Consider the following 20,757-nt stretch of genomic DNA (forward strand, 5'->3'; position numbering starts at 1 on the left):
GTCTATGTGCCGCGCAAGGGCGAAGTCAACGCCTGGGATAACGAGGACTTTGTCCAGACGGTGCGTTCCACCGGGCGCAAGACGCTGATCATGGCAGGTGTCTGGACCAACGTCTGCGTGATGTTCCCGGCGCTGGACGCAACGGCCGCCGGCTACGACGTCTATGCAGTGATCGACGCTTCCGGCGATCCGAGCGAGTTGGCGTCGCGGACGACATTGGCTCGTTTCGTTCAAGGCGGCGTTATCCCGACGTCGACGAATGCGCTGCTGTCCGAGCTTCACCGCACGTGGCGGCGCCCCGAGGCGGCTGAACTTGCAAAGTTGTATGGCCTGGTCGCACCCAATTACGCCGCCGTGGCAGAGAGCTACCAGAAGGCTCAGGAAGTCGCCAAGCAGTCAAAATGACAACGGCCTTTGGTCGGACGCCGCACGCGGGCGCATGGAGGTGCCAATCCACGGTACTTCCGTGCGCCTGCGTATTTCCTCGAATGGATTGGCGGCAACATGGCACCGCGGCATGAGGTGACATCATGAAAATGTATCTGCTTTCCCTCGGTGCCGGTCTGCTCGTCGGGATCATCTATAACCTGTTGAACGTCCGATCGCCCGCGCCGCCAGTGGTGGCGCTAGTCGGCTTGCTCGGCATCCTGATCGGCGAGCAGATCATCTCTGTCGGCAAGCAACTGCGGTCGGGACAGGCTTTCTAGGCAGCCTGGTAGCGGCCCGCTGAATATTGCGCGCTTCTTTCAACTGGCGAAGGACTGCCGGCCAGATTCGCGGCCCGATGCTTGATCGCGGCACCTTGCCGCGACCAAGCGAGAATGTCGCCAATCAGGCGAGATCGAAGCGATCGGCGTTCATGACCTTGTTCCAGGCCGCGACGAAGTCCTTGACGAACTTCTCCTTGGCGTCGGACTGGGCATAGATTTCTGCGAAGGCGCGAAGCTGCGAGTGCGAGCCGAAGATCAGGTCGGCGCGGGTGCCGGTCCACTTGAGTTCGTTCGTCTTGCGGTCGCGTCCTTCGTAGACGCCGTCCTTGCCGGCGAGCGGAACCCACTGCGTCCGCATGTCGAGCAGGTTGACGAAGAAGTCGTTCGTCAGCGTCTCAGGCTTGTCGGTGAAGGCCCCATGCTCCGGCTGACCGGCCTTCAGCACGCGCAAGCCGCCGACGAGCACCGTCATTTCCGGTCCGGTCAGGGTAAGCAGCTGGGCGCGATCGACCAGTGCCTCTTCCTGCTGCATGAACTGCATCCTGCCGCTGTTGACATAGTTGCGGAACCCATCGGCACGCGGTTCGAGCGGAGCGAAGGAATGCGCGTCGGTCTGCGCCTCGGAGGCATCCATCCGGCCCGGCTTGAATGCTACCGCAACATTATGACCGGCCGCCTTCGCCGCCTTTTCGACACCGGCAGCGCCTGCGAGGACGATCAGGTCGGCGAGCGAGATCTTCTTGCCGCCGGTTTGGGCGGCGTTGAAGTCCTTCTGGATGCCTTCCAGAACACCGAGAACCTTGGCAAGCTGTGCCGGCTGGTTGACGTCCCAATCCTTCTGCGGCGCAAGCCGGATGCGCGCGCCATTGGCGCCGCCTCGCTTGTCGGAGCCGCGGAAGGTCGAAGCAGAAGCCCACGCGGTCGAGACCAGTTCCTGTACTGAAAGACCGGTCGCGAGCACCTTGGCCTTCAGCTCGGCGATGTCCTTGTCATCGACGAGCGGATGATCGACGGCCGGTACGACATCCTGCCAGATGAGGTCTTCAGCCGGTACTTCCGGACCGAGATAACGGACCTTCGGCCCCATATCGCGGTGCGTCAGCTTGAACCAGGCGCGGGCGAAGGCGTCAGCGAACTCAGCCGGATTTTCGAGGAAGCGGCGCGAGATCTTTTCGTAGATCGGATCGACGCGCAGCGACAGGTCGGTGGTCAGCATGGTGGGGAGATGCTTTTTCGAAGCATCATAAGCATCCGGAATGGAAGCATCGGCGTTCTTGGCCTGCCACTGATGCGCGCCCGCCGGGCTCTTCGTCAGTTCCCATTCGTATTTGAACAGGTTTTCGAGGAAGTAGTTGCTCCACCGGGTCGGCGTCTGCGACCAGGTAACCTCCAGGCCGGCTGTGATAGAATCCTTGCCGACACCGGTGCCGAAGGTGCTCTTCCAGCCAAGGCCCTGATCCTCGATCGCGCCGCCTTCCGGCTCAGCACCGATGAACGACGGATCGCCGGCGCCATGCGTCTTGCCGAAGGTATGACCGCCGGCGATCAGCGCCACGGTCTCCTCGTCGTTCATCGCCATCCGGGCAAAGGTTTCGCGGATATCATGCGCAGCCGCGACCGGATCGGGATTGCCGTTCGGACCTTCGGGATTGACGTAGATCAGGCCCATCTGCACGGCGCCGAGCGGTTCGGCGAGCTGCCGTTCGCCGCTATAGCGCTCGTCGCCGAGCCAGGTGCCTTCCGGACCCCAGAAGAGCTCCTCCGGCTCCCAGCTATCGACGCGGCCGCCGGCAAAGCCGAAGGTCTTGAAGCCCATGGATTCGAGGGCAACATTGCCGGTGAGGATCATCAGATCGGCCCAGGAAATCCTGTTGCCGTATTTCTGCTTGATCGGCCAGAGCAGACGGCGGGCCTTGTCGAGGTTGGCATTGTCCGGCCAGCTGTTCAGCGGGGCGAAACGCTGCTGACCGCCACCGGCGCCGCCACGGCCGTCGGTGATGCGGTACGTGCCGGCACTGTGCCAAGCCATGCGGATGAACAGGCCGCCATAGTGGCCGAAGTCGGCCGGCCACCAATCCTGCGAATCCGTCATCAGCGCATGAAGGTCTTTCTTCACAGCATCGAGATCGAGCTTTTTAAACTCTTCGGCGTAGTTGAACGCCTTGTCCATCGGATCGGCGACGCCGGACTTCTGGTGAAGAATCTGAACGTTGAGCTGGTTCGGCCACCAATCCCGGTTCGATCTGCCGCGAGGCGTATGCGCGACGGGACATTTGCCGGCGTTTTCGCTAGGTTTCGTATCCATAGCTCTCTCCTTGATTGCTCATGTCTGCATTCGGACGGGAAATGTTGCGAAGTTCGCATCAGGATTATCGGCTCGCTTGAGTTTAAGCCTCAGCTCACCGTCAGACCAGAAGCGAAATAGACGGCTATCCTCCCTAGGCTCCCTCATACCGGAAGAACCGTGCAAATTTAAGTTGGATTTACTGATCACCGCAATAAGCTGGGCTTATGAACTTCCGTTGAGATGCCAAAAGAAATTCTTATGTCATCTTACCCCATTCGTGTCGCCGGCGGCCTAACCAATCCAGCAACGGAAATGGAACCTTAGCATCCGCCCAATGTTCGGAGTGCAGCCAATACGGGGCCCCACCAGAAGCTCCAATGTCTGAATTCTGAGGAAGCTTCGGCTCCTCCTTGTCACGGGAGATTGATATGCCGCTAGTACTGACGAGTGCCGCCTTCGTGGACGGCGCCCCCATTCCCGTCAGGCACACACGGCTTGGCGAGAATATCGCGCCACCGCTGTCGTGGACCGGAGCGCCTACCGATACCAAAAGCTTTGCCCTCATCGTCGAAGATCCCGATGCGCCTCGCGGAACGTTTCGCCACTGGGGCGTCTACAATATAGCCGCTGAGCGCAGCGGATTATCCGAGAGCTCTGACGCAGCGCCGGGTGGCGGACCACGCTTTTGCAAGAATGATTTCGGCAACGCGCGATACGACGGACCGCAGCCGCCGAAAGGACACGGCGTCCACCATTATCATTTCAGCCTTGCCGCGTTGGATGTTCCGGGCCTCTCACTCCCCTCGTCGCCCCGAATAGAGGCGATGTGGAAAGAGGCGAAGAAACACGCCATCGCGAACGCCTCCTTGATTGGCACTTTCGAACTGGCTTAGCAGCGCTCCGCCTAAGATGCGGACCGAACATGCGGATTATCCCGAAACCAGGGAAGAGAGCGCGTCGTACGGCTGGCACAGCGGTCGGACTATTTCTTCATCGAAAGCACGTTCCTTGATGCGGATGCAGCCATTGCTTTTTCAAGGCGCCACTTGACCGCTCACCAGGCTGGCGAAATCGCCGGGAGGACGTTGGCAAAACGCGCCGTTCCAATGCATTTTTCACCACGTTATCTCGGCCGGGAGGAGGAACTGCTGGCGGAGTTCGAGCAGGGACGGAACTCCTGGCAATCGCGGCAGAATTGACGCGGCATCTTGGTGTATGATCGCCGGCAGGACGAAGGCTACTGACGGTGGCGGCGATGAAGAACGCGCTTTCGGCATCTGATGCTTCTGCACTCGTTGCGGCTGCTGTTGACTGGTTGGTCGATAGCGGGCTTGGCGGCCGCGACTTGCGGGAGCTTGTCGAAGGCCTGGCGCGCCGCCTCAATGCAGGCGGTGCTGCGGTCGACCGGGCCGGATGCTCGATTCTGACGCTGCACCCGCAAATCGTTTCGCAAGAGGTCACCTGGTGCTCGGACGATGACGGCGCAACCACAAAATACTACACGCCGAAGCTGATGGAAGACCCAGACACCCGGCGCGGTCCGTATTTCGAGCTTGCCTTGAACCGGCTGAAGTACAAGCGCTTTCTTCTTGATGACGCCGTGGACGACATGTCATTGCTCACGCGGCTTCGAGCGGAAGGCTACACCGAATATTTCGGTTTCTTCCATGCAACCGGCGGTGCGGCGGCGTTGTCGCCATTTGCACGCCGGGTTGGTCTTGTTCCCTGCGTCGTGGGTTCCTTCGCCACCCGTCGCCCCGGCGGCTTTGGCGAGACCGAAATCGAGTGCTTCAAGTCTGTCTCCACGACATTGGCCCTGGCAGCGAAAGCGCGGTCAACCTTTGAGACGGGCTCTCGTCTCCTCGACATCTATATAGGCCGCTCCTGCGGGTCTCAGGTGCTTGACGGACGCATCACGCGTGGCGACTCGGAGCGCATCACCTGCGGCATCTGGTTCTGCGACCTGCGCCAGTCTTCCCGACTCGTCAGCCAATTGGGCCTGGACGATTACATCAGCCTTCTCAATCGATACTTCGACATCACTGTCGGGACGGTCATGGGCGCAGGCGGTGAAGTCTTGAAGTTCATCGGCGATGCCGTCATGGGCATCTTTCGCTCGGATCACCCGGAGAGCGACCTCGATATGCGTGAACGTGCGCTCGCTGCCTCGCTGAGTACCCTGAGGGATATTCGCGCCCTGAATGCGGCGGCCGGCCGACCCCTGGACGTCGGCATTGCCCTGCACGTCGGAGAAGTCATGTATGGCAATGTGGGTACTGACGAGCGGCTGGACTTCACCGTCATCGGTCGCGCTGTCAACGAGGCGGCGCGGCTTCAGGGGCTAACCAAGCAACTGGGACAGCCGGTGCTGGCTTCGGCGTCGTTTGCCGAGCCGTTTCTCGAACGCTTCGACTTCGCCGGAGCGCATGCGGTCGCAGGCTTCGATCACATGCTCAAAACCTATGTTCCACGCAGCTGACGCAGCAAAACCCTCTGACGTGCAAGGGCGAAGTCCAGAGCCTCCCTTTATGATCTGGATCGCGACCAAGAAACCACTGCAATAACCGCCGGACGGACGCAGGCCACGCCGGGGCGGCGCGGCTGGCGACGATGGGATGACGCCGACCGGGACAATCGTCATCCCGCGCGAATTGCCGAGTTGCCTCAGCTCTCACCAAGTTCGAATACATGGTGGTGGATGCGCCCCTCGAACATTTCGAGCAGGCCCTTGGTCATCTCGCGGCTCTCGTAGCGCACGGGAGATTCCAGTGCCGCCGCCAGCGTCTCGCGGCTTTCGTACATGGTGGACAGAACCATCGGATAAGACGGCGCGCCCTCGTCGCGTTCAAGGGCGTAAAGTACGCGCACTTCCTTGACGCCCGGAAAAGCCCGCCACATGGGCATCAGCTTCTCGGCGACATAGAGCTTGAAGGCCTCTTCTTGGCCGGCGTGGATCGTGCCCTCGAAAAGGGCTTGGCGGATGATCATTGTGGAACTCCGATTCATTTTTGTCCGACGCAATTCTGGACGGAAAAACGTTTCACGCTTTTCCTGGAATTGCTCAGTTGACGGTCGTAGGCGGCTTTTCGCCGGCGAAATGCGCGGCGATGTTCGCGAGCACCAGCTCGCCCATGGCAACACGGCTCTCGACCGTGGCGCTCGCCTGATGCGGCATCAGCACCGTATTGGGCGCAGTGAAGAAATCTTCGCGGATCTTCGGCTCATTGACGAAGACATCGAGGCCGGCGCCGGCAATCGTGCCGTCGTTGAGGGCGGCAAGCAGGGCATCCTCGTCGACCACGGAGCCGCGCGCGATGTTGATCAGTACGCCCGTTTTCCCGAGCGCCTTCAGCATGTCGGCATTGACGATGTTCTGGGTGGCGGCGCTCGCGGCGATCGTCAGCACGAGAATATCGCTGTCCTCCGCAAGCGCCATCGGCGAAGCACAGGCTTTCCAGGCGACGTCGGTGATCGGCGAACGGTTCCAGTAGCGCACATCCATGCCAAAGGCCTCGGCCCGGCGTCCAATGGCCTTGCCGATCTGGCCGAGACCGAGAATACCGACGCGCTTGCCCTTGGGGCTGTGCCCGAGCGGAAACGGCTCCCTACCCCACTTGCCGTCGCGCACAAAGCTGTCGCCCTTGGCGACGTGGCGGAGCACGGCCAGAGTAAGCGCGATACCAAGATCGGCGACATCGTCGGTGAGCACGCCCGGGGTGGTCGTGACGTCGACATTGCGGCTGCGGGCGAATTTCAGGTCCACCTTGTCGGTGCCGACGCCGTTGATGGCGATGACGCCGAGCGACGGCAGCTTTTCGATCCACTCGTTGGAAAGGCCGGTGCCGCCGCCGGTCGCGACCGCGCGGATGTTCGGGAGCGCTGCCTCCAGCGCCGCCTTGCCGTCCGGATCATACATGCGATGAACCGTATAGGCATCGTCGAGCTTGTCCTCGATCAGCTTCATCATCGGTTCGACGAGCAGAATGTCTGGCTTCACGTCCGGAACTCCGTATGTTTTGAATAGTTTCAGCTCAGGAAATCTGGCCCAGGAAGGTCTTGAGGCGCTCGTTCTTCGGATTGCCGAAGAATTCGGCCGGAGTGCCCACTTCGAGGATCTCGCCGCGGTCCATGAAGATCACCCGGTCGGCGACTTGGCGTGCGAAGCCCATCTCATGGGTGACGCAGAGCATGGTCATGCCTTCCTTGGCGAGGTCGATCATCGTGTCGAGCACCTCCTTGACCATTTCCGGGTCGAGCGCCGAAGTGGGCTCGTCGAAGAGCATGATCTTCGGGTTCATGCACAGCGCACGGGCAATCGCCACGCGCTGCTGCTGGCCGCCGGAAAGCTGCGCCGGGTATTTTTCCGCCTGCTCGGGAATGCGCACCCGCTCCAGGAATTTGCGGGCGGTCTTTTCCGCCTCGGCCTTCGAGATGCCGCGCACCTTCATCGGCGCCAGGGTGCAGTTTTCCAGCACCGTCATATGCGGGAAGAGGTTGAACTGCTGGAAGACCATGCCGGTCTCTTGCCGCACGATATCGACATTCTTGCCGCCGGCGGTCAGATCATGGCCGTCGACGACGATCCTGCCCTTCTGGATCGTCTCGAGCTGGTTGATGCAGCGGATCAGCGTCGACTTGCCGGAACCGGAAGGACCGCAGATGACGATCCGCTCCCCCCGGTTAACCGAAAGCTCGATGTCCTTCAGCGCGTGGAAGCCGCCATACCATTTGTCGACGCCCTCCATGCGCACGGCCAGATCGGAAGCTCCCCGCACGCCGGCGCCCAATGCGTTTGCTTTAGCCTCAGTCATGCGAGGAACTCCCTTCGGTACTTACTTCTTTGCAGTCGCCACGAAGTCCGGCAGCGGAGCATCCAGCCACTTCTGGTGGATATCGTTGAGTTCGCCGTCTGCCTTGACCTTGTCGATGAAGGCGTTCACCGCCGCCAGCAGTTCGGTCGAACCCTTGCGAACGGCAATGCCCTGAACTTGCTGGCTGAGCTGAAGCTTCTGCTCGAAGTGGCCCGGAGCGGCCTTTTCGATCTGGGCGGCGACGACGTTGGAGACGCCGATCAGTTCGACCTGCCCCGAGAGGAGAGCCTGCACAGCGCTGGCATCGTCATCGAAGCGCTGAATCTTGGCATCCTTCGGCGCGATTTTGGTTACCGCAGTGTCCTGCGTCGACGCGCGCGCCACGCCGATCGTCTTGCCGGAGAGGTCTTCCGGCTTGGAAACCTTTGCGTCGCTCGCGCCGAAAACGCCGATGGAAATGCCGGCATAGGGCTGCGAGAAGTCGACGCTCTTGGCGCGCTCCTCGGTGATCCCGAGCGAGGCGACGAGCAGGTCGACCTGGTTGCTCTGCAGGTAGGGAATGCGGTTCGGACCGGTGACCGGCACGATCTGCACCTTCACGCCCCATTCCTTGCCGAGCAGCTTGGCGACGTCGGCGTCATAACCGTCGGGTTCGTTAGCAGTGTTCATGATGCCGAAGGGCGGGAAGTCGACCAGCATGCCGATCTTCACGGTCCCCGCGGACTTGATGCTTTCGACGGTCTGAGCGGCGGCCGTTGAGGCCATGGCGCCGACCATCAGGCCCGCGCCAATCGCGGCCATCATCATGCGTCTCGAAATATTCATGTTCCTTCCCTTTCAGTTATGCCGGGTTAACCTCCCTCCGGCGCGGGCCCGTTAGCGTGTCGTCGCGCGGGAGAATCTCAATTCCATACGGCGTGCCAGAACGGAGAGCGGCCAGCACAGCACGAAATAGACCGCAGCCACCGTGGAAAAGACCAGGAAAGGGCTGAAGGTCGCGTTGTTGATGATCTGGCCCTGACGGGTCAACTCGGTAAAGCCAATGATCGCTGCAAGCGATGTGCCCTTGATGAGCTGCACGAGGAAGCCAACCGTCGGCGCGACAGCGATCTTCGTCGCCTGCGGCAGGATCACGTACCGCATGCGGTTGTAATAGCGCAGGCCGAGTGCGGTGGCAGCCTCCCGCTGACCTGATGGCACCGCCTCGATGCAGCCGCGCCAGATTTCACCGAGGAACGCACTGGCATGCAGCGTGAAGGCGAAGGCAGCCGCAATCCAGGGATTGATGCCGAAGCCCAGGATGTTGAGCCCGAAGAAGACCAGGAAGAGCTGCATCAGCAACGGCGTGCCCTGGAAGATACGAATGAAGCCCGTTGCAATGAGCCGCGGCCATTTCGTGTCGGAGACGCGCACGAGCGCAATGAACAGGCCGCCAATGCCGCCGCCCGCAAAGGCGATCGCCGAGAGCGCGATCGTCCACTGCGCCGCAATGACGATGATCCAGAATTCGTTCCAGCCGAAGGGTCTGATAAGCGGCATTGGTCAGTCTCCCCTTATCGGCTCAGCGGATATTTGAAGGCGGCCTTCTCGATCGCCGAGAAGATCGTCGAGAAACCCACGGACATGCCAAGGTAAATCAGCGTCACGACGATATAGACCTCGAAGCTCGCAAAGGTCGCCGACTGCAGGTCATTGCCGGCGGCAGCAAGGTCATCGGCAGAGATCGCCGAGACGACGCTGGAGGTCAGCATCAGATAGATGAACTGGCTGGTGAGCGATGGATAGACCGTGCGCAGGGCCGGCTTCATGATGATGTAGCGGAAGATCTGCAGCTTGGAGAGGCCGAGCGCCGTGCCCGCCTCCACCTGGCCCTTCTGGATAGACTCGATGCCCGCACGGATGATCTCGGTACCATAAGCGCCGAAATTCACGACGAGTGCCAGAAGCGCCGCGCTGTTTGGCGTCAGACGAAGCCCCAGGGACGGCAGGCCGAAGAAGATGAAGAAGATCTGCACGAGAAAGGGCGTGTTGCGGATGATCTCCACGTAGGCGTCGATCACCCAGCGCAGCGGCCCAATCCCGGATGTCTTGCCCCAGGCGCAGAAGATCGAAAGGATCAGTCCGAGGATCATCGCTGCGCAGGAAAGCTGAATTGTCAGCCAAGCGCCGAGCAGCAGCTGATCGAGGCCTGCAAGTACAGGCGTGAAATTGAACTCGTACATGCCGGGATATCCTCCCCAAATTACCAAGACGGACGTCGCGCCTCCTCGCGTCCTTGTCACTTAGATCGATCTAAAATGTTTCTTCACAGGCGTCAACCCGCAAATGATCGTCCAATTTTTAGTCAGGCCGACCGCAGGATTGGCGAATGTGCAGGGTAGTGTCGTTCACCACGCGGCGTGGAGGCAAGTCCGGATTGCCGATACGCTCGACAAGGAGGCGCGCCGCCATTTCGCCGATGGCCACGGGGCCGGTCGCGACCGACGTGAGCTTTGGCCGGATGGCCTCGGCATCCGCCACGTCGTCGAAGCCAACGAGCGAAAGATCGCGGCCGATTGTCAGCCCGCGGTCATGAAGGCCGGCCGCGAGACCTAGCGCCACGATATGATTGAAGCAGATCACCGCCGTTGGCCGTGTTGCCTGATCGAAAAGAAGGTGGGTCGCGTTAGCAATTTCGCCGAGTTGCGTTGGAAAATGGATGAGGATGCGGGGATCGAGATTCCGTGACAGCATGGCGTCGCGGAATCCGTCCACGCGTTCCTGATAAGCCGAGTGGATCGGGCCAAGGACGGCAAAGGCGATCTTCTCGTGACCGAGCGACGCCAGATAGTCCACCGCCTGACGCATGCCCGCGGCGTAATCGACTCCGACATAATCCAGGCCGAGGGAAATATGGCGCAAGACCTGCACGACCGGCATGCCCCAATCGGCTATCTGATCGGAGAGCGCGGATTCCGTGCGTGCGGCCGGGCAGAGAATGACCCCATCGACGCCATGTTCGCGCATGCGCCGCAGGAGCATTTCCTGCCGCTCGACCTGATCCCCGCTGTTGGCGAGGATTACCACCTTGCCGGTCGCGCCGATGACTTCCTCGATGCCTGACAGGAGCTCTGCAAAGAAGGGATTGGTGAGGTTCGGGACGATGGCGCCGATGATCTGGCTGCGTTCGACGCGTAATCGTGCCGCGCCGATATTGTAGACATACCCCAAGTCTCGCATCGCCTGCTCGACGCGCATGCGCGTCTCGCTGCCGACCAGCGGGCTCTTGCGGAGAACAAGAGACGCGGTCGCGCGGGAGACGTTTGCCTGTCGCGCGACATCGACGAGCGTGACGCGAGTCTTTTTTCGTTCTTCAAAGGACATTGAGTACCGATGCGAAAGGGAGTGTGTGGAGAGAACTATAGTCGACAACGGAAGTCGGGCAAACGCTACGGGAGGGCTGGCACGCTTCACTGGTCACAGCCGACAGGCTCGGTTGACGGTCTACCCTCTGCGGGCGCGAACATCAAATAGCCAATCGTGTCCAGCGGAAGACGATCTCGACTGGCGGGAGTCGAAGCTGAACGGTCGAGCACATTGGGACGAAGTTCAGCTGACGGCATGGCGATCCTCGGAAGCGGCGACGACCTGCCTGTGATGGCATTGCAGGTGCTGCGCCGCCGTTGTACTTTAGGCACCTGACATATGCGCAAAGTGCTCAGTGTATAGCCGGAGCCAAAGTCCGGTCGCGTTTCAACAGCCGAACGAATAGGCGCGGATATGGAGCTCATCGTCGCCCTTGGCCTGATCGTTTTCAAGGTCGCGCTGCTGATTGCGCTCCTGCTGCTGCTGCCCTTGCCGCTCACCTGGCTGGAACGCAAGATCGCCGGACACATGCAGCAGCGGCTGGGGCCGATGCGCGTCGGCTGGCACGGGCTGCTGCAGCCGGTGGCGGACGGCATCAAGCTCCTGACCAAAGAAGACCATATTCCGGCCGAGGCCGACCGCTTCCTCTTCAAACTCGCACCGATCCTGGCGCTCGCGCCGCCTTTTGTAGTGTTCGTGGCGATCCCCTTCGGCGAAAGCGTCTCGGTGCTCGGCAACGAGATCACGCTTTATGTCTCCAACATGAATGTGGGGCTGCTTTTCGTCTTCGCGGTGATCGGGATCGAGGTCTATGGCGTTATCTTCGGCGGCTGGGCGGCCAACAGCAAATACGCTGTTCTGGGCAGCCTCAGAACCTGCGCGCAGATGATCAGCTACGAAATCCCGATGGGTTTCGCTGTCATCGGCGTGGTCATGCTGGCTCAATCCATGAGCCTGCTTGATATCGTGCGCGCGCAATCCGAGGTCTGGAACATCGTTTACCAGCCGATCGGCTTCTTCGTGTTCTTCGTCGCCGGACTGGCGGAGGCGCAGCGCATTCCCTTCGACCTGGCGGAAGCCGAAGGCGATCTGGGCGCCGGGTTCCATACCGAATACAGCGGTATCCGCTTTGCATTCTTCATGATCAGCGAATATGCCATCGTATTGCTGGTGTCGGTCCTCGTGGTGATCCTGTTCTTCGGCGGCTGGAACGGCGCATTGATCCCCCTGCCACCACTCCTCTGGTTCGCGCTCAAGGTCGCGTTCTTCGTTTATTTGTTCATGTGGTTTCGCTTCACCTTCCCGCGCTATCGCTACGACCAGCTGATGGCGATCGGATGGAAAGTCTTGCTTCCTTTGTCGATGGCGAACATAATCATCACTGGTCTTGTTTTCTTTTAGGGGCCGCATTGGCTCCGTAGTGGGGCGGCAATGTCGCACGCGCGGGACAGTATTGGAACATGGATCGGCTGGGCGTTCTTCGCCGATCTGGCGAGCGGTTTGGCTTTGACCTTCGGCTACATGTTCTCCAGGCCCGTGACCATGCAATATCCGGACAAGGAAAAGTGGTTGCCCTACTCGCGTTACCGCGGGCATCACTTCCTGAAGCGCGACGAAGAAGGCGAGATCAAATGCGTGGCCTGCGAACTCTGCGCGCGGATTTGTCCCTGCGACTGCATCGAAGTCGTCCCCTACGAGGACGAGAACGGCAAACGTCACCCGATCAAGTTCGAGATCGACACGGCGCGGTGCCTGTTCTGCGGGCTGTGCGAGGACGCCTGCCCGGCGGACGCGATCGCGCTTGGCCAGCAGTACGAGTTCTCGAGTTTCTCCTCGCAGGACCTGGTGATCGGGCGTGACGATCTTCTCGACAAACCGGGCAAGGCGACGACCGGGGGAGGTGTGGTGGCTGCGCGCCTGAACGTCGACCAGAACGTTGTGATCGAGGCGGGCGAGCCGCAGGGGTACAATTGGTGGCGTAATATTCGACGAACGTGAACGCGCTAACCGTCATGCCGGAGCGCGCAGAGAGGAGGCTCGTATGCATGTGTGCCAGATCTTGAATAGCAAGTCTCCCGAGATCATCTCGGTCACACCGGACCACACAATGGTGGAGGTCTTGAGGTTGTTTCGCGAAAACAACATCGGCTTCGTTATCGTCGGCCGTTTCCCCGGGGAATGCTTGGGCACGGTGTCGGAGCGCGACTGCTGCAATGCGGTCGCTGAGTACGGAAGCGAAGCGCCCATAATGCGTGTCAGCGATATGATGAACCGCAGTGTGGCGACCTGCTCGACAGAGGATTTGCTGCCTCTTGTGATGGCGATCATGACCGAGCGGCGTACGCGCCATGTGCTGGTCATGGATGGCGACGACATTGCCGGCATCGTCAGCATCGGCGACGTGGTCAAGTACCGGCTCGATGAAGCGATGCGCAACGAGCAGGACCTGCAGGATTACATCTGCGGGGTCAGCTATCACTGACGAGACTCGCCGAGCTAGGGTGAGCCACCGGCGCTGCTTTGGCCAAAGTTCTCGGCCCCCGGTCCGAGCCCTGCTGCGGTGGAGGTTCCGAAGGCCGCCTGCGCCTTCTCAACCTCCACCGGACATGGGTATTCGCCCCGCCGCATCAGGCTGTTGAGACGCAAAGCGCGGTAGTTTTCGGGAACGAACGCAAGGCCGCTGGGAAAGCGCTTGTTGACCTTGATCTGGGCGGTCAGCTCGCCCTGGTCGGATCGCACGACCACCTGATCGCCATCCGAAAGACCCAGCTGCGCAGCATCCTGGGCGCCCATCTCCACATAGGGGTCGTCCGCGACCGTATTCAGTATCTCCGAGTGTTCAGAAAGATATCCGTTGTGGAACAAACAGTTGCCGGTGACGAGCATGAGCCGGCCGGTTGCAATGGGTGCAGGCGCTAGCGCGAAGAACCCGCCAGCCGGCGGCGCAAGGACGGCTTTCGTAAACGCTCCGTCAGTGCCAAGCCCATCCTGCGTTAGCCCTTCGTAAGCCGGGACCAAGCGGGCAATCTCGTCGAAAATCTCGCGTTGAACCGATGGCCGCGACGACTGGCCGCGAAGGGCCGCGACGAAGTCGAAGATCGCCAGGTTGCCCCGCCCCTCGGCGACGGGCTCACGGAACTTGCAGACCTTCTGGATCCGGCCTTCGTTATTGGTGAAAGTGCCGGATTCTTCGCCATAACTCGCGGCGGGCAGCACCACATCGGCCAGGCCCGCCGTATCCGTGAGGAATGCGTCCTGCACGATCAGGAGATCGGCGGCGCGAAGCGCCCGCTCCACGAACCTCCGGTCGGGATAGGACATCAGCGGATCGCTTCCGGCGATATAGAGCGTGCCCATTCGTCCCCGGTCACAGAGTTCCAGCATGCCGTCGAAATCCGCGCCCGGTTCGGACGGGATCCCGGCGCCCCAGACCTGTTCGAAAATCGCGCGCGCCGCATCGTCGGCGACCGCCCGCAGCCCCGGTAGGGCGGCCGGTAGAACGCCCATATCCCAGGCACCCAGCTGGTTGGCGCGGTCGAAAAGGAACTGCAGCGCCAGTTCCTTGTCGAGTGCGCGAAGAACCTGCGCGAGATTGCTGAGCTGCTGCAATGTCTCGCGCGCCAACGGCGACCTCAGGAGATCGGCGCTGAGAAGCACGCTGACGCTCCGCCCTTCCAGCAGCGCCTTGGCGAGGCGGTACGGTTCGCCGCCGCCGGTGGCCGCTGCTGGCCCGCCAATTGTCGCGCCGATGCCCGCAAGCACCTCGTCGGGCAAGTCCTTGCCGGCCGCCGCCACGATGCCGGCCACCACCGCCGCAACGCCCGCTGCCTCGTCGCCCGGGGAAACGCGAACGACCGCCCGGGCGTCGGCCTCCAGGCGGGACGGCCGTGCCGAGAGCATGAGCAAGCCCATCTGCCGCCGCCGTGCGGCGTCACGCAACAGATATTCGGTCACCGGGTTTTCCTCGGTCACGTTGCCGCCGACGACGAGCACGCAGTCGTTGCCGATGACGTCCGCCAACGGTGCGCGGCTGTAGTAACCCATCACCAATGGACCGAGCGCATCTAACGGCGTGGACCAGCGCGACGAGCAGTCTACGTTGTTGGTCCGGAATACCGTCCGCATCATTTTCTGAAACTGGTAAAGCATCTCGTTGGGAAGGCGCGGCGAGGCCAGCCCGCCTGCAGCCTTTCCCTCGACCGCCGACAGGCGCCGCTGCAGGTAGTCCCCCGCTTCTTCCCAGGAAACCGGCACGAGGGCGCCATCGCGACGGACCATCGGTCGCTTGATCCTGTCCGGGCTCGTAACGAAATCGAGGCCAAAGCGCCCCCGCACGCAGAGCGTTTCGCGGTTGAGCCCCTCGTCCCACTTCGAGCGCACGCGCATGAACTCGCCCTTGCGCGTGCCGACCGTCAGCTGGCAGCCGGTGCCGCAATGCGGGCAGATCGTATCGGTCTCGGCCAGATCCCAGGGCCGCGCCTTATAGCGATAAGGGAAGCTCATCAGCGCGCCGACCGGGCAGACTTCGACGCAATTGCCGCATTGGTCGCAACTCGCAAGACTGCCCTCGAAGCCGGTAACGGCGGTATCCATGCCTTTCTCGACCGTACCCAAGGCAACCGCGCCGACCACCTCCTCGCACATCCGCACGCAACGCTGGCACTGGATGCAGCGGTTGACGTTCATGATGATGACCGGGCTGAGGCGGATGTCCTCGGAGTGGAACACACGTTTGGCATCGCGGAACCGGCTTTCGCGGGGCCCATATGCCATCACCTGGTTCTGAAGTTCGCATTCGCCGCCCTTGTCGCAGATCGGGCAGTCGAGGGGGTGGTTGGCGAGCAGCATGTCGAGCATGGATGAGCGCGTTTCCTCGATCAGCGGCGTGTTCGTTCGCACCACCATGCCGTCGGTGACCGCGGTGGCGCAGGACGGCTGCAGCTTGCGCTGCCCCTCGATCTCGACCAGGCACATGCGGCATGAGGCCAGCGGCGGCAGCCGCTTCATGTAGCAGAAGGTCGGAATGTCGATGCCCAGACGTTCTGTCGCCTGCAGTATCGTAGAGCCCGCTTCCACTTCCAGCATTTGGTCATTGATCGTGACGCGAACCATGGCTTCCTCGCGGTCTTCTCCCGCGCACCTCAGTGAAACGGGCACCTCCGCTCCTCGATATGGGCGACGAATTCATCGTGGAAATGCTTGAGTGCGGCGCGCAGCCCCATCGCCGCGCCGTCACCCAAGGCGCAGAACGTATTGCCGAAAATGCCCTTGCAGAGCGCGTCGAGCTGTTCCAGATCGCCAGGTTCCCCCTGCCCCGCCTCGACCCGGCGCAGCACTTTGACGGCCCAGTCCAGCCCTTCGCGGCAAGGTGTGCATTTGCCGCAGGACTCGTGGTGGAAGAACTCGACGATCCGGGTCGCAACCTTGACCATGCAGGTCGAGTCGTCGATCACAATCACACCAGCCGAGCCGAGCATCGAGCCGGCGGCAGCCAGCGAGTCGAAATCCATCCCCACCTCGAGTCCACTCTCCGGGATGACCGGTGCCGAGACCCCGCCCGGAATGACCGCCTTGATCTTCCGTCCGGGCAAGGCACCACCGGCGTGGTCCTCGACCAGTTCCCGCAGCGGTATGCCCATCGGCAACTCGTAGAGGCCGGGTTTGCGCACCTGTCCGCTGAGGCAGTAGAGTTTCGGCCCGGGGCTCCTGTCCGGGCCGATGCCCCGAAACCACCTTGCCTCCCGCATCACGATATGCGGCACGCAAGCGAGCGTCTCGACGTTGTTGATCACCGTGGGGCTGGCGTAGAGCCCTTCGACTGCCGGAAACGGCGGTTTCAGGCGGGGCTGCGCTCGCTTGCCTTCAAGCGAGTCGAGCATCGCGGTCTCCTCGCCGCAGATGTAGGCGCCGGCGCCGCAATGGATATGCACGGCAAAATCAAAATCGGAGCCCAGAATATTCCGCCCGAGGTAACCGCTTTCGTGGGCCTCGGCGATTGCGTGCTCCAGGCGGCGGATCGCCGTCACATACTCTCCGCGGACGTAGACATAAGCGGTCTTGGCCCCGATCGCGTAGCCGCTTACTGCCAGCCCCTCGATGAGCTGGTGCGGGTCGCGCTCCATGATGATCCGGTCCTTGAAAGTGCCCGGCTCGCCTTCGTCGGCGTTGCAGCACAGATATTTCGGCTTGCCGGTCTGCTTCGGGACGAAGCTCCATTTCATGCCGGTCGGAAAGCCGGCACCGCCGCGACCGCGCAGGTTGGACTCCTTGACGAGGTTTATGAGCTCATCAGGCGTATGCTCGCGCAGCGCCTTCGCCAACGCCTGATAGCCGCCGCCAGCCTCATAGGTCGACAGCAAGTGACCATCCGGCAGGTCGATATTCTTGAGGAGAACCGGCTCGAACATGGCGCTACTCTCCCGGCCGTTGCGCGGAGGCGCGCTCAACGCCCGCTGCTTGCGGGGCTCTAGCCCGAAGGCTGTCCACCAGTGCGTCTACCCGAGCGACATCCAGATTGCCGTGGTAGTCGTCGCCGACTTGCATCACCGGCGCCATCTCGCAGGCCCCGAGGCATTCCACGGTCGAAAGCGTGAACAGCCCATCCGGGGTGGTCTCGTCCTTCTTTATCGCCAGCACCGTTTCCAGATGCTTCAGCAACTCATCCGATCCGCACAGCATGCAGGAAACGTTGTCACAGAGCTGCAGGTGGAACAGGCCCACCGGTTCGGTATGGAAGAGCGTGTAAAAGGTCGCCAGCTCGTACACCCAGATCCGCTCTACGCCGAGGATGTCGGCGACCTCTTCCAACACCGGGCCAGGCAGATAACCATGTTCCTTCTGCGCGATCAGAAGCGCGGGCATGATCGCCGAGCGCTGGTTCGGATACCGCGCCGCCGCCGCTTCGATCTTTTCGCGCATGCTCATCGCATCCAAATCTCCTGTTACTTGTCCACCTCCGCCATCACCGGATCGAGGCTGCCCAGCACGGCGATCATGTCGGCCAGGTAGCGTGCGTTGGTCACCCCATAGAGCGCCTGAAGATTGACGAAGGACGGTGCTCGCACCTTCATGCGGAACGGTTTCGGCGATCCATCGCTGATGATGTAGAACCCCAGTTCACCCTTCGGCGCCTCGATGGCCGAATAGACCTCGCCCTTCGGTACGCTGAAGCCATAGGCCGACAGGTCGAAATGCTGGATCAAAGCCTCCATCGAGCAATGCACGCGGTCCTTGTCCACCGGGAACGCGATCGTCGGCATGTCGATCTGGAACGGTCCTTCGGGCATCTGGTCGATGCATTGCTCGATAAGCCGGACGCTTTCGCGCATCTCGTCGACCCGGCACCGCCAGCGCGCATAGCAATCGCCCTCGTCGCGGGTGATGACGTTGAAATCGAGCCGGTCGTAAATTTCGTAGGGCTCGTCGCGCCGAATGTCCCAGTCGACGCCGGAAGCGCGCAGGTTCGGGCCGCTGAGCCCCAGATCAATAGCGTCCTCGGGAGAGATCACACCGATCCCTTTCGTTCGGCTGAGAAACACCCGGTTGTTTTCGATCAATCGCTCGTAATCGCGGATCCGGTTCGGGAAGATGTCGCAGAACTCCCGGATCTTGGGGAAGAACTCCTGGGGCAGGTCCTCGCGCACACCGCCGACCCGACAGAAGGACGTGTGCATGCGCGCGCCGGTTATCATTTCCAAGAGGTCCATGATCATTTCACGCTCGCGCATGGCGTAAAGCAGCGCAGTCATGGCCCCCAGATCCATCGGCAGCGCGCCGGTAATCAGGAGATGGCCGGATATCCGCGCCAGCTCGGCCATCATCACGCGGATGTACTGCGCCCGGATCGGTGCTTCTATGCCGAGAAGTTTCTCCACCGCCAGTGCAAAGGCCAGGTTGTTCGAAGGCGGGCAGACATAGTCGAGCCGGTCCGTCAGGGGAAAGATCTGCGTATAGGTGAAGCTCTCGGCCAGTTTTTCGGTGCCGCGGTGAAGGTAGCCGATATGCGGGTCAACGCGCTCGACGTACTCCCCGTCCAATTCGAGAACGAGCCGGAGAACCCCATGGGTGCTGGGGTGCTGCGGACCGAGATTGAGAAGCACTTCCTTGGTATTAAGCGCTTCGCTTTCCGGCCTGCTGAGCTCAGTGACTTCGGTCATCTCAACTCCCGGGCATGCCTCCTTACGGAATTTCCCTGGTGGCGAGGTCCGGCTGCGTCGGCGGCGGGCCTTCGGCACCGAAGGGATTCAGTTTGTCCTTGTAACCCCTTAAGGGGAAGTCCTTACGTTGGGGAAAGCCCTCGAAGCCTTCCCACATATAGATCCGGCGCAAATCGGGATGGCCCTCGAACCTTATCCCGTACATGTCCCAGGCTTCACGCTCATGCCAATTGGCGGTCCGCCAGACCCCCGTCACCGACGGGACGCGGGGCGGATCGCCAAGGCGGCACTTGATGCGAATGCGCCATTTGTTCGGCAGCGAATAGAGGTGGTACACGGCCTCATAGCGCGGCAGTTCGGGGTAATGATCGACGCCGCAGATGTCCGACAGAAAATTGAACCGCAGCGCGGGGTGTTCCTTCAGAAACCGGCAGAACTCGACGATTGTCTCAGGTGGCACCGCAAAGGCATGGACACCGTGGCCGGTTCCCAGGTCCTCGATTGTTCCTTCGAAACGCTCCATGATCAGGGTGCGATTGAGAGACGGCTCCATGCTCATGACGCTGCAATCCGATCCAGAGGCGTTCCGGCTAATGCTCGGGATTTCTTGATTTTCTCCTGAAGCAGCAGGAAGCCGTGCATCAGCGCCTCGGGCCGAGGCGGGCAGCCGGGCACATGCACGTCCACCGGCACGAAGGTCTCCGACCCCTGCACCACGGCGTAGGTGTTGTAGACCCCGCCAGAGATCGCGCAGGTGCCCATTGCGATCACCCAGCGCGGCTCCGGCATCTGGTCATAAAGCCGTCGCACGACGGGGGCGAATTTCCGGGTCACGGTGCCGGCGATGATCATCACGTCGGACTGGCGCGGCGAAGGCCGGAACACCACGCCGAACCGGTCAAGATCGTAGCGCGCGCAACCGGCTGAGATCATCTCGATGGCGCAGCAGGCAATGCCAAAGGTCTCGGGCCACAGCGCCGATCTTCGGCTCCAGCTGATAATGCTGTCGGCCGTCGTGAACAGCACGCTGTCGCGGATCGCATTGTTTACGCCTCCCATTCCAGCGCTCCCTTCAGCCAGGCGTAGGCGAAGCCCACGATAAGCAGCAACATGAAGACGAACATCTCGACGTAACCGACCAGCCCGATCTCTCTCAGGACGACAGCCCAGGGAAAGAGGAACATCGCCTCGACATCGAAGACCACCAACAGGATCGCCAGCATGAAGAACTGCACCCTGAAGCGGCCGCCGGCGGCCTCGCCTGCAGGGTCCATGCCGCATTCATAGGGCATGTTCTTTGCGGGATAGGGATTGGAGGGGCGCAGCAACGAGGAGACAAACAGCGTCACCCCCGTCACCAGAACAATTCCGGCGACCATGAAAAGAACCGGTAGGAATTCCATTGCGGTCATAATTCCAACGCCTCGCTCACCCACCGGGGGGCTTTG

The 20,757-nt window shown here is 61.5% G+C and carries 21 protein-coding genes and 1 pseudogene; 7 read left to right on the forward strand and 15 right to left on the reverse strand.

What is annotated here, in order from left to right; genetic code table 11:
• Positions 1–405, forward strand: a 405-nt coding sequence (locus ACPYOJ_RS23960; RefSeq protein ID WP_481418468.1) for an isochorismatase family protein, incomplete at its 5' end; no start/stop codon positions are given.
• A gap of 125 nt (positions 406–530) precedes the next feature.
• Positions 531–695 (forward strand): annotated as a pseudogene (locus ACPYOJ_RS23965) (DUF1427 family protein); the annotation flags it as partial.
• Positions 696–831: 136 nt separating this feature from the next.
• On the opposite strand, the gene katG reads toward ACPYOJ_RS23965, so the two are convergent.
• Entirely contained in the window at positions 832–3,015 is a 2,184-nt protein-coding gene (gene katG / locus ACPYOJ_RS23970) for a catalase/peroxidase HPI (protein ID WP_481418469.1), read from the reverse strand.
• A gap of 410 nt (positions 3,016–3,425) precedes the next feature.
• On the opposite strand from katG, the gene ACPYOJ_RS23975 reads away from it, so the two are divergent.
• A complete protein-coding gene (locus tag ACPYOJ_RS23975; RefSeq protein WP_481418470.1) occupies positions 3,426–3,890 on the forward strand; it encodes a YbhB/YbcL family Raf kinase inhibitor-like protein in 465 nt (154 codons plus the stop codon).
• Positions 3,891–4,252: 362 nt separating this feature from the next.
• Positions 4,253–5,476 (forward strand): adenylate/guanylate cyclase domain-containing protein, encoded by a 1,224-nt coding sequence (locus ACPYOJ_RS23980; RefSeq protein WP_481418471.1) that lies wholly within the window; start codon positions 4,253–4,255, stop codon positions 5,474–5,476.
• A 185-nt stretch (positions 5,477–5,661) separates the two neighbouring features.
• On the opposite strand, the gene ACPYOJ_RS23985 is transcribed toward ACPYOJ_RS23980, so the two are convergent.
• From ACPYOJ_RS23985 to ACPYOJ_RS24015, 7 genes are all read right to left on the reverse strand, one after another.
• Positions 5,662–5,985, reverse strand: a complete 324-nt coding sequence (locus tag ACPYOJ_RS23985; RefSeq protein ID WP_481418472.1) for a hypothetical protein — start codon at positions 5,983–5,985, stop codon at positions 5,662–5,664.
• 73 nt (positions 5,986–6,058) lie between these two features.
• Positions 6,059–6,964 (reverse strand): 2-hydroxyacid dehydrogenase, encoded by a 906-nt coding sequence (locus ACPYOJ_RS23990; protein WP_481418495.1) that lies wholly within the window; start codon positions 6,962–6,964, stop codon positions 6,059–6,061.
• 64 nt (positions 6,965–7,028) lie between these two features.
• Positions 7,029–7,808, reverse strand: a complete 780-nt coding sequence (locus ACPYOJ_RS23995; protein ID WP_168830052.1) for an amino acid ABC transporter ATP-binding protein — start codon at positions 7,806–7,808, stop codon at positions 7,029–7,031.
• A gap of 21 nt (positions 7,809–7,829) precedes the next feature.
• A complete protein-coding gene (locus ACPYOJ_RS24000) occupies positions 7,830–8,633 on the reverse strand; it encodes a transporter substrate-binding domain-containing protein (protein WP_168830051.1) in 804 nt (267 codons plus the stop codon).
• Positions 8,634–8,684: 51 nt separating this feature from the next.
• Complete coding sequence (locus ACPYOJ_RS24005) at positions 8,685–9,347, reverse strand: amino acid ABC transporter permease (protein WP_481418473.1); 663 nt, start codon at positions 9,345–9,347, stop codon at positions 8,685–8,687.
• A gap of 14 nt (positions 9,348–9,361) precedes the next feature.
• A complete protein-coding gene (locus ACPYOJ_RS24010) occupies positions 9,362–10,030 on the reverse strand; it encodes an amino acid ABC transporter permease (RefSeq protein ID WP_481418474.1) in 669 nt (222 codons plus the stop codon).
• 118 nt (positions 10,031–10,148) lie between these two features.
• A complete protein-coding gene (locus ACPYOJ_RS24015; RefSeq protein ID WP_481418475.1) occupies positions 10,149–11,171 on the reverse strand; it encodes a LacI family DNA-binding transcriptional regulator in 1,023 nt (340 codons plus the stop codon).
• A gap of 396 nt (positions 11,172–11,567) precedes the next feature.
• Here ACPYOJ_RS24015 and nuoH point away from each other — a divergent pair, with 396 nt between their 5' ends.
• The 3 genes from nuoH to ACPYOJ_RS24030 are packed head-to-tail and all read left to right on the forward strand — an operon-like array spanning position 11,568 to position 13,635.
• A complete protein-coding gene (gene nuoH / locus ACPYOJ_RS24020) occupies positions 11,568–12,554 on the forward strand; it encodes an NADH-quinone oxidoreductase subunit NuoH (RefSeq protein ID WP_481418476.1) in 987 nt (328 codons plus the stop codon).
• Positions 12,555–12,584: 30 nt separating this feature from the next.
• Entirely contained in the window at positions 12,585–13,151 is a 567-nt protein-coding gene (locus ACPYOJ_RS24025; RefSeq protein WP_481418477.1) for an NADH-quinone oxidoreductase subunit I, read from the forward strand.
• Between the two features lie 43 nt (positions 13,152–13,194).
• On the forward strand, positions 13,195–13,635 hold the full coding sequence (locus ACPYOJ_RS24030) for a CBS domain-containing protein (protein WP_168830046.1): 441 nt from the start codon (positions 13,195–13,197) through the stop codon (positions 13,633–13,635).
• Positions 13,636–13,649: 14 nt separating this feature from the next.
• Here the strand turns inward: ACPYOJ_RS24030 and nuoG are convergent, their stop codons facing one another.
• Genes nuoG through ACPYOJ_RS24065 form a run of 7 tightly spaced genes read right to left on the reverse strand, consistent with a single transcriptional unit; the run spans position 13,650 to position 20,721 of the window.
• Positions 13,650–16,265, reverse strand: coding sequence for an NADH-quinone oxidoreductase subunit NuoG (gene nuoG, locus ACPYOJ_RS24035; protein ID WP_481418496.1), 2,616 nt, complete (start codon positions 16,263–16,265; stop codon positions 13,650–13,652).
• Positions 16,266–16,294: 29 nt separating this feature from the next.
• Positions 16,295–17,560, reverse strand: coding sequence for an NADH-quinone oxidoreductase subunit NuoF (gene nuoF, locus ACPYOJ_RS24040; protein WP_481418478.1), 1,266 nt, complete (start codon positions 17,558–17,560; stop codon positions 16,295–16,297).
• A gap of 4 nt (positions 17,561–17,564) precedes the next feature.
• Positions 17,565–18,077 carry an NADH-quinone oxidoreductase subunit NuoE gene (gene nuoE, locus ACPYOJ_RS24045; RefSeq protein WP_481418479.1) on the reverse strand — a complete coding sequence of 171 codons (513 nt, stop codon included), beginning with the start codon at positions 18,075–18,077 and terminating at the stop codon, positions 17,565–17,567.
• A gap of 17 nt (positions 18,078–18,094) precedes the next feature.
• Entirely contained in the window at positions 18,095–19,309 is a 1,215-nt protein-coding gene (gene nuoD, locus ACPYOJ_RS24050) for an NADH dehydrogenase (quinone) subunit D (protein ID WP_481418497.1), read from the reverse strand.
• 22 nt (positions 19,310–19,331) lie between these two features.
• Positions 19,332–19,868, reverse strand: coding sequence for an NADH-quinone oxidoreductase subunit C (locus tag ACPYOJ_RS24055; protein WP_481418480.1), 537 nt, complete (start codon positions 19,866–19,868; stop codon positions 19,332–19,334).
• Complete coding sequence (locus tag ACPYOJ_RS24060; RefSeq protein ID WP_168830041.1) at positions 19,865–20,368, reverse strand: NuoB/complex I 20 kDa subunit family protein; 504 nt, start codon at positions 20,366–20,368, stop codon at positions 19,865–19,867. Before ACPYOJ_RS24060 ends, ACPYOJ_RS24055 begins: the two co-directional genes overlap by 4 nt.
• Positions 20,356–20,721, reverse strand: a complete 366-nt coding sequence (locus ACPYOJ_RS24065) for an NADH-quinone oxidoreductase subunit A (protein WP_481418481.1) — start codon at positions 20,719–20,721, stop codon at positions 20,356–20,358. Before ACPYOJ_RS24065 ends, ACPYOJ_RS24060 begins: the two co-directional genes overlap by 13 nt.
• Positions 20,722–20,757: the final 36 nt, after the last annotated feature.

The sequence above is a fragment of the Rhizobium sp. SVR5-9E genome, from assembly GCF_056755095.1.